Consider the following 13,887-nt stretch of genomic DNA (forward strand, 5'->3'; position numbering starts at 1 on the left):
GTTCGTTGCTGATTTCCGTTATGGAGGTTTGTTCGCTTTCCGCGGGCAGTCAGGGAGTCGACTCGGCGCTATTCGCCTGCAACGTCTCTCCTTTACTCACTTTTCCCACATGTGTTCCATCCGCCTCACTCCCATCAACAAGTGCCAATTAGCAACGTCAGGTTTTAATATAGTCTTTATTTTTAACTTATACCTAGTAAAGAAAGTTTCTTATGTGTGTCAGATATAAAATAACTCTTTTTATGTAATGAAGGAAGAATGTTATATACAGCGAAATTTCATATATAAGGGGGGAATTGAATGGAACAACTATTAGTGGAAAAGCGGGTGAAGACGCGAAGGTGGAAAAGACTCTTAGCTATCACATTAGTCTTTCTCATCTCTATTGCAGGTGTTGCTTATACAGCAGGTACATTGTATATAAAACGAAGTCTTCCACAAGTTTCTGGTGTAATTGCCATAGATGGACTTCAAGGGCAAGTGAGAATTATAAGAGATGCAACTGGTGTACCACATATTAAAGCAAATAGTTTACAAGACTTATATATGGCTCAGGGATACATTACTGCACAAGATCGTTTATTTCAAATGGATTTAAGTCGCAGACAAGCATCTGGGCGACTAAGCGAAGTTATTGGTGAAGCAACTATAGAGAGAGATAAGTTTTTTCGTACATTTGGTTTAAGAAGAGCAGCGGAATTATCATACGATTCTTATTCTAAAGAAGCAAAAGATGTATTAAAGTGGTATGCTAACGGTGTAAATGCATTTATTATGGGGGCTAAAAAGAAAAATAGACTTCCAATCGAATTCACGTTGCTTAGGTATGAGCCTGAACTTTGGACACCTATTGACTCCTTGGCGATTGGTAAATACATGGCATTTGATTTAGGTGGACATTGGCAAGGGCAAGCTTTTCGATATCACCTTTTGAAAACTGTATCAACAGAAAAGGCATTAGAGTTATTCCCTGCATATCCAGACGATGCACCGGCAATCATCTCAGCTATTGAAGAAACCTCCTTGGATATATCCAATCGCTTTGTTCAGGCAGTAATTCCTAACCCTTTTAATGGTAGTAATAATTGGGTTGTAAGCGGATCTAAAACTAAGTCTGGCAAACCAATGCTTGCGGATGATCCTCACCTTTCTTTAGGAACACCTGCTATCTGGTACCAAACAAAACTGAGTGGACCAGGTGTGAATGTAAGCGGCGTTATATTCGCTGGCATTCCCGGTATTATTCTCGGGCATAACGATTTTATTGCTTGGGGCGTTACCAATGTTGGACCAGATGTACAGGATCTTTATATGGAAAAAAGAAACCCTGTCAATGACAAGGAATTTTTATTTAATAATGTATGGGAGCCAGCAAAGGTTATAAAAGAACCGATTGCAGTAAAAGGAAAAGAACCAATTGCTTTTGAAGTATTAGAAACACGACATGGTCCCATTATTTCTGACTTTGCACACGATCAGGATAAAGAAACGGCATTGGCATTAAAATGGACAGCTCTTGAACCTTCTACAGAGCTGGAAGCTGTTTTGCGTATGAATGTTGCAAAAGATTGGGAGAGTTTTAAAGATGCGCTTACTTATTTTCATACACCGGCGCAGAATTTTGTGTTTGCATCAAAAGATGGAACGATTGCATATCGAGCAAATGGTAAAATTCCTATTCGAAAGCAAGGGGATGGTTCACTACCTGTTCCTGGGTGGACGGATGAATACGAATGGACTGGATTTATCCCTTGGGATGATCTACCTACTATAGTCAATCCCACAGAAGGATTTATCGCTACAGCTAACAACAAAGTGATTCATCAATATTCCTATCATATTACTAATTCATGGGCACAGCCGTACCGAGAAATGCGAATTAAGGAAGTTTTATATGAGAAAAACAATATAACCCCGCAGGATATGATGGAGCTACAAATGGATCAGATAAACTTGCAAGCACGTGAATTTGTTCCGGTATTTTTATCAAAACTAGAGGGAATACAATTGAGTGAGAAGCAACGTGAGGCGTTAGCTGTATTAAAGAAATGGAATTATAAAGATGACCGTAATTTGTCTGCCCCGCTTATCTTTAACTTATGGATGAAGGAAATTAGTGTAGTGCTGTTTGAAAAAGATATATCAAGTAATGTAATAAAGCTATTTGAAGATAAGGCGCAAGTGACAGATACATTAATTCGTAAAGCTGCAGCAGGTGAGCGAAGTTTATGGATTGAAGAAATGGGTGGTTTACAAGAGGTGCTATCTACTTCCTTACAAAGAACACTTACAAAAATTGAAAAACAGCAAGGGAAGAATATGAAAAATTGGACGTGGGGCACATTTCACCGTGTGGCGTTCTCACATCCGTTAAGTAGTGTAGGACCGCTGTCTTACATTTTCAATTCGCAATCTCCTATACCTTTAAGTGGTAGCCGTGTAACTGTGCAAGCAGCTGGTTGGGATGAAGAGACGGGTATTGTCAACCATGGCGCCCCATGGAGGTTTGTAATAGATACGTCTAATATGGATAAAGGGTATCATATTGTAGGACCAGGTCAGTCAGGTCATGTAAAAAGTGAATGGTATCAAAATCAATTAGAAAATTGGGTAAATGGTGTGTATCATGTAACTACTCTGAAGCAGCCGTCCGGAAAAGAGCTCACACTAGTCCCGATAATAAAAAAGCAAATGAATAAGAATTAATATTTGCATAGAAACTGTATGAAAACAGCGCTATTCGCGTTGTTTTTTTGTTTTTTTATTTATTCAATATATTAAGCTGTTATAATATGAGTAAGGGGGGACACATGTTGCCAAATTGGAGTTTAGTTACTGAACGATTTGCTCATCCACAAAATTTTACAGAATTACTCTCTCTGCTCATGCCACAAGAAGTGGACGAAAATGGAGAGAAAAGTAAAGTTATATTATGGAAGAAAAAAGAATTTTATAAACAGAATCACATAAGGTCATTAATTTCGTATGCACTACAAATGATAGAACAGCTACCAAGATTTCATAAGGATGAAATTCCTGTGATATTACGAGTTGTACGCTTATATCAGGAAATTGAAGAGTATGAAGCAGGCTATGAACTGATGAAGAGTCAAGGTTTAGAGCGTTTTGTATATACGGCGTTAACGCATAGCTCATGGGATATTGTAACAGAGTTGGCAGCTTGGAATTATCTCGTTTTAAAATCAAAATCAGTAGGTTTACAAGATCCAGATTATGATATATGGGGACGTATAAAATATAAATTTAGTAGTTGGAAAAACTACGAACCCTTTTTTTCTGCTAAAGAGGTTATTATGTTTGTGTTATTGTTTATACCTAGAGAAAAGAAAGCATTAAATGAGCATATCATGGAAGCTGCTTGGATTTGTAATCATTATATAGATTGTGTTGCTAGTCATAGATTGTTTTCTTTCTATGAAGCACGCATTAAGCAATGGCAAAAATATGGTGTAGATCATAGAGCTGTTACCTGTCACCGTATAATTCTGGCACAATTATCAGATATATTTTCAATAGCTGACTATGATTCTCCGTTTGAGTTTGTAAGCGAATGTCGTGAACTTATGTTATATGCAGACTATGAATTTTTATGTAATTATCGTGATATAGTCGCTACTTTCCTATCTTATATTCCTTTCTTTAACTTAATGCAAGTTCCAAGGCAAGTTACATACTTTGAACAATTACTTACAATTTGCAGGGCGGATGAGAAGAAAGAAGAATTTATGAGATACTTTGTTTTTTCACAGTTTGCTCATAATTTCCTTTCATTTATAGCACCATTCATCAGAAATAAATGTTATGGAACCATTCATGATATGTTGTTCTATTGGTGTACGGAGGAAGAGCGTTTGCGATTAGAAAAAAGTTATAATTTACAAAAGTTATACGAGATGTACGCATGTGGCTAATTATAAATAAAAAACGCCGAATTGTTCGGCGTTTTTTATTTTACGTATATTTCTTCCTGATCGTTGTCAAAGGTATCTTTATACTTAGATATAACTACGATGGTCATCCAAAAGAATAAAGGTAAGAAAGAAATAAGCTGTAACCCATTTCCATATATACTTGTAGATAGGAAAATAAGAAAAAAGATAATATGGTAGAAGGTTGCGACAGGTTTTTTTAATGTTCGATTTACTAATTCAAGCAGTACTTCACATAGAGCGAAAGCAATAAATGCGCTTAAAAACCATAGATTGGCGTGTAGAACAAATATGCAGCAAAGTAATCCGAATAAAGCAAGTGCTTCTGTGATGTTAATAAGACTTCGATTCATGATGCTATCTCCTGAAAGTTATCGTTGTATATAAGGTAGCGGATCAATGGCATTTGTTTTAGAAATGTTCCATTCTCCCTTATGTAATTCAAAGTGAAGGTGTTGTCCGAAAGAATTTCCGGTGTTCCCCATATAACCTAGTATTTGGCCGGATTTTACAGTGTCTCCCTCTTTTACAGATCGACTTTTTAAGTGAGCATATACAGTGGTATATAACTGACCGTTGATTGTATGTTTTACAAACACTACATTTCCGTAGCTGGAAGAATAATAAGATCGACTCACTTTTCCATCGGCAGCTGCAAAAATTTGTACATTTCCTGAGGCTGCTAAATCTACGCCGTAATGCATGCTGCCCCAACGCATACCAAATTTAGAAGATACATAGCCTGCTGATGCCGGGAAAATAAAAGCACTTGTCTGTATTGCTGAAGAACCAGCAGGTTGTACATAATTTTTTGATACAAATCCAACCGCGTTACCATAGGTAATTTTATACCAACCATTTACTTCTCCGACGACGGTAACCTTCTGAGCGTTTCCTAATACGCTTTGAATTGCATAGGACGTTCCTGGGCCAGTGCGGACTCTTAGCCCTGACACTGTTACATAGTAAGGTGAAGGAGTGATGGCTTTTACTTCTCCAGGGTCAGTAATGCCTTTGACTTCTGAACCGGATACGACAGATAGAAACTCTTTTTTAACATAAGCCGTTTGGGTGTTGTACGAGATTTTATACCAGCCATTTTCTTCTGATAGAACTTCTACTAATTTTCCGTTTATGAGAGAACCGATAATAGAAGCGCCAGTACTTGGACCTGTGCGAACATTTAAAGAAGTTGCGTTCACCATATATTGATTCGACTTTGAAGGCACAGCTGTATTTTGTAAAGTGATATAAGATTTATGTACAAAAGCGGTCCTGTTGTTATGAACAATTTGATACCAATTCCCTTGCTCCCCTGTAATAGAAACAGAACTATTACGAGGTAGTGAGCCTAGGATGGTGGAGCTTGTTGAAGGTTGACTTCTGACATTTAAAGACATTGCCTGAACAATTCCTGTTTTTGTGGTGCTTGCTTCAGCTGAATCCGCAATAAAAGGGATACTTGCTAATGCTACAGCTGAAAAAGCTATTGCTTTTGCATTCATATTTCTCTGCCCCCTACGTAAGTTTGCATAAACTAAATGATGTAACATATATTATTAAAGTGTAAACTTTGAATATTTTGTTATATAAAAATATCATAACGTATTATTACGTTTTTTCAAGATAAATATGGAAATTTTAAATAAAAATCCAAAAATGAAGACTTTAAAAGTAAAAATGTTCTTAAAAACGATTATTTTTTCTTTATAAAGAATGATGTAGTTAAGTGAATATACAACGCTATTTGTCTATAGTTACAGAGAATATTGTGAAATCTTATATATAGAATTTTTAGTTTTGTTTGCACTTCTCTATAAGCAGTGCTATACTGTTGTTAATTTCATAAGATGCTAGGGGAGCTGGTGATGCCGGCTGAGAGTCCGACCGTAAGTCGATGACCCTTGACCTGATCTGGATAATACCAGCGTAGGAAAGCGACGGCCTTATTATTAAAAGCCCAACCTTTGTGCGCGAAGGTTGGGCTTTTCTTATGAACTCATATGTATCACTAGGGGTGCGATTTTGCTGAGAGAGGTTATACCTTAACCCTTATTACTTGATCCGGGTAATGCCGGCGAAGGGAAGTGGCTTAGAGCGATTAACATCGTTTCTTTTTGCCGCTTGTATAAAGCGGCTTTTATTTTTATAGAGGAGGAATGAAGATGAGTTTTTGTAAACAGGTATTTCAGCAAGCGGAGGAGATTTGGGAGCGAAGTCATAATCATCCGTTTGTTACAGGTATTGGTGACGGTACATTGCCGATAGAGACATTTCAATATTACTTAGTGCAAGATTATTTGTATTTATTGGACTATGCCAAAGTATATGCGCTAGGTGTTGTGAAGGCCCAGAATCCTCGTATAATGGAACAGTTTGCAAAGCAAATGGATGGTATTTTAAATGGTGAAATGAGTTTACATAAACAGTATGCAAAACGCTTAGGAGTTTCTATAGAAGAGATGGAACGCGCCAAGCCTTCAGCTATGAATCTTGCTTACACTAATTATATGTTGTCAGTTTCGCAGAGTGGAACCTTAGCCGAGCTAACAGCTGCTCTGCTACCGTGTATGTGGAGTTATTGGGAGATTGGTAAACGCTTAAATACCATTCCAGGTGCGGCTGATCATGTGTTCTATGGTGAATGGATCCGCAGTTATAGCTCTGTAGAATATGGTGAGATGTGCATTTGGATGATGGAATTGCTAGATCAGCTTGCTGACGGAAAATCAGTGACCGAATTGGCACGTTTAGAGGAAATCTTTTTAAATACAAGTCGCTTTGAATATCTATTTTGGGATATGGCGTATCGCAAGGAGATGTGGGAGCTTGAACGAAGTATTGGCGTTTAATCGTGTTTCCTTTTCATATGAGGAAGAGAAGCCTATCTTACAAGATTATAGCTTTACGGTGAAGCAAGGGGAATTCGTTAGTATCATTGGTCCAAGTGGCTGTGGGAAAAGTACAATTTTTCGTTTGTTAACAGGTCTTGAAAAGCAGTATAGAGGAACAATTCAGTTAATGGAAAAGGTCGGTTATATGCCACAGCGGGATTTGTTATTTCCTTGGCGGACGGTAGTAGAAAATGCTTCCCTTGCTTTGGAGTGCACCGGGGTCAAACCAAAGAAAGCCAAGGAAAATGCAATTCGGTACCTAGAGCTGTTTGGGCTCGCTGATTACTGTAATAAGTATCCAAAGGATTTATCAGGAGGGATGCGACAACGAGTGTCTTTTGTTAGAACCTTTTTAACAGGTGCGCCGGTTCTGTTGCTTGATGAGCCTTTTAGTGCTTTAGATGCAATTACCAAGAGGAAGATGCAAGAATGGTTATATACACAGTGTGTTAATTGGAAGAAAACCGTTTTATTCATTACTCATGACGTAGAAGAGGCCTTATTTTTATCGGATAGGATTGTGGTTATGACAGAGCGAGGGGCAGGAATTACAAATGAGTTTATTGTACCATTGCCGAGGCAAAGAATGCGTGAAGACTTACAAAGGTCAGAGGTATTGAGACTCAAATATGAGATATTTCAAATGCTTGATCAGAGGGTAGTGCTATGAAACAATATCTTCCTTCTATAGGGACCGTTTTTTTACTGTGTATATGCTGGGAGGTCGGCGCGCGTATTGTTGATGCGATGTATATTCTTCCTTCGCCCTCTGCGATTGTTTTGAAAATATGGGGGTTACGAACTATATTGTTTCAGGTTCATTTAATAGCTACCTTTCAAGTTGTTGTAATTGGTCTGGTTATCTCACTTGCTCTTGGTATGCTTACCGCTTCTCTGATGGCTATGTATCCGATTGTAGAGCGTGTGTTTTATCCGCTTTTGATTGCTTCGCAGACAATACCGATTACTGCACTGGCACCTTTGTTTGTGCTGTGGTTCGGTTATTCTATTTGGAGCAAGGTTGTTGTGACAGTATTAATTGCGTTTTTTCCGATTGCCGTCAATACGTACGATGGATTTCGTGCGGTGCAAACAGATTGGAAAGAGCTATTGACTACCTTTGGGGCATCGAGACGTCATTTGTTTATAAAGCTATATATTCCATCGGCGCTTCCGTATTTGTTTTCCGGATTGAAGGTAGCTGCGCCGCTTAGTGTCATCGGTGCAGCTATTGGCGAGTGGCTCGGAGCTGAAGCAGGACTGGGCTACTTTAGCAAACGGATGATGACGCAGCTAGATGGAGCTGGTGTGTTTGCACCTATTGTCTTGTTATCAGTATTGGCAGTTGGCATGGTTGTATGTATTGCAATCATTGAAAAGAAATTTGTTAGCTGGGGGAAACACTCGTGAGAAAATTTTTGTTATTTATGCTTGGGATCATTTTAATCGTTGTATCAGTTGGGTGTAGCACAGAGAAGAAAAAGCATGTAACTATTATGCTAGATTGGTATCCAAATGCGGTGCACAGCTACTTATACGCAGCAATAGAAAAGGGGTATTTTGCAAAGGAAAACATTGAGGTAGATATTAAATATCCTGCCAATCCTACAGACCCGCTTACATTAGCGGCAGCAGGCAAGGTAACAATTGGACTATATTATCAGCCTGATGTTGTCATTGCAAAAGCAAACGAGGGTATACCAATCACATCAATTGGTGCAGTTGTGCGTTCTCCTCTTAACCATATTGTTTCCTTAGAAAAAGCAGGTATTCGTTCACCAAAAGACCTTGAAGGAAAAACAGTAGGATATTCCGGAACCCCCCTTAGTGAAGCGTATTTAAGAACTATGGTGAAGGAAGATGGCGGTAATCCGGATAAAGTAAAGCTTGTTGATGTAGGGTTTGATTTAGTGCCCGCTTTAATTACAAACAAAACGGATGCAGTCACAGGAGCTTATATTAATCATGAAGTACCTGTATTGCGGCATGAAGGGTATAAGCCAACTTATTTAAGCCCCGCTGAATACGGTGTTCCCAATTACTACGAACTGGTAATGGTAACGGGTGATAAGACATTAAAAAAGGATCGTAAATTAGTAGAAGCATTTTTACGTGGTGCAGAGCGTGGCTATCAATTTATGCGAGAGAATCCAAACGAGGCTTTGCAAATTCTTTTGAAAAACCAAGAGAAAGAAAATTTTCCTTTAATTAAAGAAGTAGAGCAAGAAAGCATGGATATCCTACTTGGAAAGATGGAGGCTGAAGGAGAGCCGTTTTTATCGCAAACAGCAGCAGCATGGCAGCAACAAAATGAATGGTTGAAAGAAAAAGGCCTGGCCAAGAAAGTATTACCAGCTGAAACGTTTTTTGAAAATGTATTGAAATAGGTTATGAGTATGAGAGAACTACATGTTATTTCAAATGGGATGTCAATGGAAAGGCTAATCAAACATGCTATGGAGATGCAAGCGTATATTGATTATTTACATATACGAGAGCGTGATAAAGATGCACGGACAATTTATCAAGGTGTGGAGGCACTAAAAAAAGCTGGCTTTCCTGTGTCCAAGATTGTTGTAAATGACAGGATAGATGTGGCTTTGTTAACAGGTGTTACGCGGGTGCAACTAGGTGAAACAGGTCTTCCTGTTCAGCAGATTAAGAAATCTTTTCCGTTCTTACACGTCGGTGCATCTGTTCACTCTCTTGACGGAGCAATCAAAGCTGTAGAGGCAGGAGCAGACTCTCTTATATATGGACACATTTTTCCTACAGCGTCTAAGCCTGCTATACCGGCACGTGGCATGAAAGCATTGCAGAAGGTTGCAGAAGCGATATCCATTCCACTTGTAGCGATTGGCGGTATTCAACCTGCTCACGTTCCCGATATTCTGCAGGCAGGTGCTTCTGGTGTCGCAGTTTTATCGGGAATCTTATCAAATGAAAATCCTGTGAAACAAGCAATTTCTTATCGAAAGATGGTGAAGAGGGAAACATGAACTACGATGTAATTATTATTGGCGGCGGAGTAATAGGCTGTTCCATTGCGCATTATTTATCAGAAAGAGGAGCAAGTGTTGCAGTCGTGGAAAGACATACATTGGGTGCAGAAGCTTCTGGTGCAGCTGCCGGTTTGCTCGGTGTGCAGGCAGAGTGGACTATGTATGATCCTTTATTTCAGGCGGCAAGAAAGAGTCGCAGTATGTTTCCTACTTTATCTGTTAGGCTTCGTGACAAAACAGGTATTGATATTGGATATCAATCAAGTGGTATTTATCGTATTGCCTGCAACGAGCAGACAGCACAGCAATTACGAGAATCTGTCTCGTGGCAGCAAAACCTTGGAGAACAGGCTGTTATTATGAACGGAGAACAGCTTCGTGCCAAAGAACCTGCAACATCTCCTTTGGTACATGAAGCGGCTTATTATCCGGAAGATGGTCATGTGATTGCGCCTGAACTGACACGTGCCTTTGCTTATTCGGCAGTGGCTTCTGGTGCAACTATATATGAAGAAACAGAAGTGTTAGAAATTGAAAGAAACGGAAATACAGTAACAGGTGTCATTACATCAAGAGGACGTATATCTTGTGCACATGTTGTGGTTGCAGCTGGTTCATGGAGCACACCGTTTCTTCACATGCGACATGTTGGCACGTATCCGGTAAAAGGCGAAGTTTTATCTGTTACGTCCTATAAATCTATTTTAAGCGTGCCTATATTTGAGGAAGGCTTTTACATTGTTCCTAAGCGAGGCGGACGCTATATTATTGGGGCCACAGTAACAGAAGGTGTATACGATAAAACTGTAACAATGGGAGGAATACAGTCTTTGATACAAAAAGCAGTTGCAATTCTTCCTGCCTTACAAGAGGCGAAATGGGAGCGGGCTTGGGCCGGTCTTAGACCGCAATCAAAGGCAGGAGCACCTTATATGGGAAGGCATCCTGAGATAGAAGGTTTATATATGTGTACTGGTCATTATCGAAATGGGATTTTGTTAAGTCCATTGGCCGGTAGGTATATGGCTGATTTATTGGAAGGAAAGTCTGTACGTGAGGAGGGGTTTGTGTGTTATTGAAAATTAATGGGCAGAACGTAATGATACCTGAACATATTCGTACGGTTGAGCAATTGCTTGAACATTTAAATATTGCTCATAAGTTGCTTGTCGTCGAGAGGAATAAAAGTATATTGTCAAAGAATTCTTATTCGGAAACTGTATTGTTTAATGGAGATCAAATTGAGATTGTTACATTTGTGGGAGGCGGTTGAAGATGTTAAAAATAGGAGAGTTTTCTTTTCAGTCCAGACTTTTATTAGGAACAGGGAAGTTTCATGATTACGATGTACAAAAGCAGGCTGTTGCAGTATCGGAAGCAGAGATTTTAACGTTTGCGGTAAGACGCATGAATATTTTTGAGGCACATCAGCCTGATCTATTAGATAAGCTTGATGTTACAAAGTATACATTACTTCCGAACACCGCCGGTGCCAAAACGGCGGAAGAAGCTGTACGAATTGCAAAACTGGCAAAAGCCTCAGGACTCTGTGATATGGTTAAGGTCGAGGTCATTGGCGATGATAAAACGCTTCTTCCGGATCCTTTTGAAACATTTGAGGCATGTCGTATATTGTTAGCGGAAGGCTTTACGGTACTTCCATATATCTCTGATGATGTGGTGCTTGCTAAGCGCTTGGAGGAATTAGGGGTTCATGCAGTTATGCCAGCGGCAGCTCCTATCGGCTCAGGACGTGGTATAGTTAATCCGTTGAATCTACGCTTCATTATCGAGCAAGCAAAGGTTCCTGTTATTGTGGATGCCGGAATCGGTAGTCCGGCAGATGCGGCTTTTGCAATGGAACTTGGTGCAGATGGTGTATTGCTTAATACAGCAGTATCCGGTGCTAATGACCCAATCATGATGGCGCATGCAATGAAGCTTGCAGTAGAGGCGGGACGTATGGGATATGAAGCAGGTCGTATCCCGAAAAAGAGTTACGCTGCGGCAAGCAGTCCTCTGGAAGGGATGATTACCGGTGAATGATCGGTATGCAAGACAAGTTTCGTTTCAGCCAATTGGAAAAAACGGACAAAAAAAGTTAGCTGACAAACATGTTCTGATTATCGGGGCAGGTGCCCTCGGTAGTATGGGTGCTGAAATGCTAGCCCGGGCAGGGGTAGGGTGCTTGACCATTGTGGATCGTGATTATGTGGATTGGAGCAATTTGCAAAGACAGCTGTTGTACGATGAGGAAGATGTGAAAAAACACATACCAAAAGCGATTGCAGCCAAGAACAGGTTGGAGAAAATTAATGGAGACATTCGTATTGAAGCATATGTAGAAGATGTTACACCATCGGTACTAGAGCGATTGCTATATAAGGTAGATGTTATATTAGATGCTACGGATAATTTTGAGACACGTTTTATTATCAATGATGCCGCTCAAAAGCATCGGATACCTTGGGTTTACGGTGCTTGTATCGGCAGTCAAGGTATTACATATACATTTTTGCCAGGGGAGACTCCTTGTTTAACTTGCTTACTAGAAACAGTGCCTCTTGGAATGGGGACATGTGATACCATAGGCGTGATTTCACCAGCGGTATCCATGACGGTTTCTTATCAGGTTGCGGAAGCTTTGAAACTATTAACAAATCATGAAGTGCGTCATACACTGATAGCCTTCGATGTATGGACAAACGAGTATAGTGCAATTAATGTGAGCACTTTGCAAAATAAAAATTGTCCGTCTTGCGGAGCAGAGGCACATTATCCGTATTTGCATGAAACGTTGTCACAAACAGCTGTGCTGTGCGGAAGAGATAGTGTCCAGATCCGCTTACATCAAGAGTTGCCGCTAGAGCAGTATAAACAACTTCTCGCTTATCGTGTTGAAGGGTTAATTATAAATGAGTATTTGCTTTCTTTCACGGCAGAAGAAAAAAAGTGCACTGCCTTTCGCGATGGGCGCGTATTTATACATGGAACAAAGAACATTGCTGAAGCGAAGAGCATGTACCATAGATATTTCAGTTAATCGGACAAATTACTTTCCTTTCCAGTTAAAGGGTTGTTATACTATTCGTAGAGCCGTTACGATTGCGCCAAAGACAAGGCGCAGTCGTTTTTTCATTAGTTCATATGGTGAAGGAGTTGAGTTTATGGAACAGACGGGATTGGTATTAGAAGGCGGCGGTATGCGCGGTGTATATACAGCCGGTGTACTCGAGTTTTTTATGGATAAAAATATCTATTTTCCGTATGTAATTGGTGTTTCTGCAGGTGCTTGTAATGCTGCTTCCTATTTGGCAAGGCAAAAAGAGCGCAATCGCCGTGTAAATATCGGCTATATCGGACACCCGCAATATTTATCTTATAAAAACCTCTTTCGCAAAGGACAATTATTTGATATGGATTTCATCTTTAATGAGATTCCGACCAAGCATGTGCCGTTCGATTTTGAAGCGTACCGCACAGGTATTGAACGTTTCGTGATTGGAACAACAGACGTCATGACGGGAAAACCCGCATATTTCGAAAAGGATGGAACAGAAGAGGAAATTATGCTGATGCTACGCGCATCGAGTTCATTACCTTTTATCGCACCGATTGTAGAATTGCGTGGGCAAAAGCTTCTTGATGGCGGTATTGCTGATCCAATCCCTGTTCGTAAAGCGCAGGCAGACGGTAACAAAAAGATTGTTCTAGTGCTAACAAGAAATGATGGCTATCAAAAGCAGAAATCTAAGTTTGGCTGGATTGCAAAGCGTTCGTACAAGCGCTATCCAGAGCTTGTTCGCGCAATGCTTGAACGCTATCAAGTTTACAACGAAACACTCGCATATATTCAAGAAGAAGAAAAGAAGGGAAATATCTTTATCATTCGTCCAACAGAACCGCTACAGGTTGATAGAATGGAGAAAGATGCAAAAAAACTAGCTGCACTGTATGACCAAGGCTATAAAGATGCGGATCGCTTATATGAAGATTTACTAGCTTTTCTTGAAAAATAAAGAGGCCGGGACATCACTGCAT

The 13,887-nt window shown here is 39.8% G+C and carries 14 protein-coding genes and 2 riboswitches; of the genes, 12 read left to right on the top strand and 2 right to left on the bottom strand.

The window, feature by feature from the left end:
* The first annotated feature begins 300 nt into the window (after positions 1-300).
* The gene (locus MUG87_RS16195; RefSeq protein ID WP_247083483.1) at positions 301-2,706 is read left to right on the top strand and encodes a penicillin acylase family protein; all 2,406 of its coding nucleotides are present in this window, start codon (positions 301-303) and stop codon (positions 2,704-2,706) included.
* A 104-nt stretch (positions 2,707-2,810) separates the two neighbouring features.
* Complete coding sequence (locus MUG87_RS16200) at positions 2,811-3,932, top strand: DUF3965 domain-containing protein (RefSeq protein WP_247083484.1); 1,122 nt, start codon at positions 2,811-2,813, stop codon at positions 3,930-3,932.
* A 35-nt stretch (positions 3,933-3,967) separates the two neighbouring features.
* On the opposite strand, the gene MUG87_RS16205 is transcribed toward MUG87_RS16200, so the two are convergent.
* Positions 3,968-4,303, bottom strand: a complete 336-nt coding sequence (locus MUG87_RS16205; protein WP_247083485.1) for a hypothetical protein — start codon at positions 4,301-4,303, stop codon at positions 3,968-3,970.
* Positions 4,304-4,321: 18 nt separating this feature from the next.
* A complete protein-coding gene (locus MUG87_RS16210) occupies positions 4,322-5,455 on the bottom strand; it encodes an SH3 domain-containing protein (protein ID WP_247083486.1) in 1,134 nt (377 codons plus the stop codon).
* A 340-nt stretch (positions 5,456-5,795) separates the two neighbouring features.
* Positions 5,796-5,903, top strand: a riboswitch (TPP riboswitch).
* 50 nt (positions 5,904-5,953) lie between these two features.
* Positions 5,954-6,053: riboswitch (TPP riboswitch) on the top strand.
* A 62-nt stretch (positions 6,054-6,115) separates the two neighbouring features.
* Between MUG87_RS16210 and tenA the strand changes: the two genes are divergently transcribed.
* The 10 genes from tenA (at position 6,116) to MUG87_RS16260 (ending at position 13,865) form a co-directional block, all read left to right on the top strand.
* Positions 6,116-6,802 (top strand): thiaminase II, encoded by a 687-nt coding sequence (gene tenA, locus MUG87_RS16215; RefSeq protein ID WP_247083487.1) that lies wholly within the window; start codon positions 6,116-6,118, stop codon positions 6,800-6,802.
* Complete coding sequence (locus MUG87_RS16220; protein ID WP_247083489.1) at positions 6,780-7,514, top strand: ABC transporter ATP-binding protein; 735 nt, start codon at positions 6,780-6,782, stop codon at positions 7,512-7,514. The genes tenA and MUG87_RS16220 overlap by 23 nt, the downstream gene beginning before the upstream one ends.
* A complete protein-coding gene (locus MUG87_RS16225; protein WP_247083491.1) occupies positions 7,511-8,254 on the top strand; it encodes an ABC transporter permease in 744 nt (247 codons plus the stop codon). Before MUG87_RS16220 ends, MUG87_RS16225 begins: the two co-directional genes overlap by 4 nt.
* Before the next feature lie 17 nt (positions 8,255-8,271).
* Positions 8,272-9,231: an ABC transporter substrate-binding protein gene (locus MUG87_RS16230; protein WP_247087736.1), complete on the top strand. Its 960-nt coding sequence runs from the start codon at positions 8,272-8,274 to the stop codon at positions 9,229-9,231.
* A gap of 3 nt (positions 9,232-9,234) precedes the next feature.
* Positions 9,235-9,843: a thiazole tautomerase TenI gene (tenI, locus tag MUG87_RS16235; protein ID WP_247083493.1), complete on the top strand. Its 609-nt coding sequence runs from the start codon at positions 9,235-9,237 to the stop codon at positions 9,841-9,843.
* Positions 9,840-10,925, top strand: a complete 1,086-nt coding sequence (thiO, locus tag MUG87_RS16240; RefSeq protein WP_247083495.1) for a glycine oxidase ThiO — start codon at positions 9,840-9,842, stop codon at positions 10,923-10,925. The genes tenI and thiO overlap by 4 nt, the downstream gene beginning before the upstream one ends.
* Positions 10,916-11,119 carry a sulfur carrier protein ThiS gene (thiS, locus tag MUG87_RS16245; protein ID WP_247083497.1) on the top strand — a complete coding sequence of 68 codons (204 nt, stop codon included), beginning with the start codon at positions 10,916-10,918 and terminating at the stop codon, positions 11,117-11,119. The genes thiO and thiS overlap by 10 nt, the downstream gene beginning before the upstream one ends.
* A 2-nt stretch (positions 11,120-11,121) precedes the next feature.
* The gene (locus MUG87_RS16250) at positions 11,122-11,892 is read left to right on the top strand and encodes a thiazole synthase (protein WP_247083499.1); all 771 of its coding nucleotides are present in this window, start codon (positions 11,122-11,124) and stop codon (positions 11,890-11,892) included.
* Positions 11,885-12,889 carry a ThiF family adenylyltransferase gene (locus tag MUG87_RS16255; protein ID WP_247083501.1) on the top strand — a complete coding sequence of 335 codons (1,005 nt, stop codon included), beginning with the start codon at positions 11,885-11,887 and terminating at the stop codon, positions 12,887-12,889. Before MUG87_RS16250 ends, MUG87_RS16255 begins: the two co-directional genes overlap by 8 nt.
* Positions 12,890-13,013: 124 nt before the next feature.
* Positions 13,014-13,865, top strand: coding sequence for a patatin-like phospholipase family protein (locus MUG87_RS16260; protein ID WP_247083504.1), 852 nt, complete (start codon positions 13,014-13,016; stop codon positions 13,863-13,865).
* The last annotated feature ends 22 nt before the right edge of the window (positions 13,866-13,887 follow it).

It is taken from the genome of Ectobacillus sp. JY-23, from assembly GCF_023022965.1.
Taxonomy (GTDB): domain Bacteria; phylum Bacillota; class Bacilli; order Bacillales; family Bacillaceae_G; genus Ectobacillus.